Here is a 1400-nt window from a genome sequence, read left to right as displayed (position 1 = left end):
GATCGTCCCCAAGGGCCCGAACCTCACCAACTGGCTCGCCCCCCACGGCCGCGAATCTTTGGGCGGCCGTCCCTTCGGCGACGGCACACCCCCACCACCCCCGGTCCCGGCCGAAATGGTCCCGGAGGACCACGGACCCCGCTAGTTGTACTGACCATGAACGTTGGTGACGGCGTGTCGAGCTGACAAAGGCGAAGACCTCCGAGTGAAGTGCGAGCTGTCTAGGAACGCACTCATCCATCGGAGGTCTTCGTGGTCCACCGTAATGCCCCGTTGTCGGAGTTGGGCCGGTTACGGCTGGCTCGTTGTGTCGTCGAGGACGGCTGGCCCCTGCGTCGCGCCGCCGAACGATTCCAGGTCTCGGCGACCACCGCCAAACGGTGGGCCGACCGATATCGCCTCGCCGGTGCCGCGGCGATGACCGATCGGTCCAGCCGCCCGCATCACAGCCCTGCCCGGACACCGACACGCACCGAGCGGCGCATCATCAAAGTGCGGGTCCTGCGCCGCTGGGGCCCGGCCCGTATCGGCTATCTCCTCGGTCTGCATCCCTCGACAGTGCACCGGGTCCTGGTCCGCTACCGCCTGGCCCGGCTGGCGTGGCTGGACCGGGCAACCGGACAGATCATCCGCCGCTACGAACATGCCCGTCCCGGTGATCTGGTGCACGTGGATGTGAAGAAACTCGGCAAGATCCCCGACGGTGGTGGCTGGCGGGTGCTCGGCCGCGCCGGCGGCAGCCGCAACGCCCGCAACCACACCCGGGCCCGCAGCCGCTCGGGTCACCCGGTGATCGGCTACCACTACCTGCACACCGCACTCGACGACCATTCCCGCCTGGCCTACAGCGAACTACTCGCCGATGAACGCAAAGACACCGCCGCCGCGTTCTGGTCCCGCGCCGCAGCCTGGTTCACCGGCAACGGCGTCACCATCACCAAGGTGTTGACCGACAACGGTTCCTGCTACCGATCCCGCACCTTCGCCGAAGCCCTCGGCCCGGTCGTCCACAAACGGACCCGCCCCTACCGACCCCAAACCAACGGCAAGGTCGAACGCTTCCACCGGACCCTCGCCGACGAATGGGCCTACGCCCGCGCCTATCGAAGCGACACCGAACGCTGCCACGAGTTCACGACCTGGCTACACACCTACAATCATCACCGCGGCCACACCGCACTCGGCGGACACCCACCAGCAGCCCGCGTTCCCAACCTCTCAGGTCAGTACAGCTAGTCAGCACCCGGACCAAGGACCGCACTACACACAGCTCAGCATTGGACCTGGACGTCGAACGCCGACGCAACCCCCTGCGTCGAGTCTTACGAGACACCTCAAAGGGTTGAGGCCCGTCTCGCCGTTTCGGCCTCGAAAGCGCATGAGCCGAAGGCTCGAGTCTC

The 1400-nt window shown here is 66.9% G+C and carries 1 protein-coding gene and 1 pseudogene; both read left to right on the top strand.

What is annotated here, in order from left to right; genetic code table 11:
• Window positions 1–145: pseudogene (locus ACZ5GT_RS40775) on the top strand (glutathione S-transferase family protein); the annotation flags it as partial.
• A gap of 107 nt (window positions 146–252) precedes the next feature.
• The gene (locus tag ACZ5GT_RS40770) at window positions 253–1236 is read left to right on the top strand and encodes an IS481 family transposase (protein WP_469037006.1); all 984 of its coding nucleotides are present in this window, start codon (window positions 253–255) and stop codon (window positions 1234–1236) included.
• Window positions 1237–1400: the final 164 nt, after the last annotated feature.

This window comes from Streptomyces sp. NPDC031340, assembly GCF_055569945.1.
This window is presented reverse-complemented; position numbering and strand designations above follow the sequence as displayed.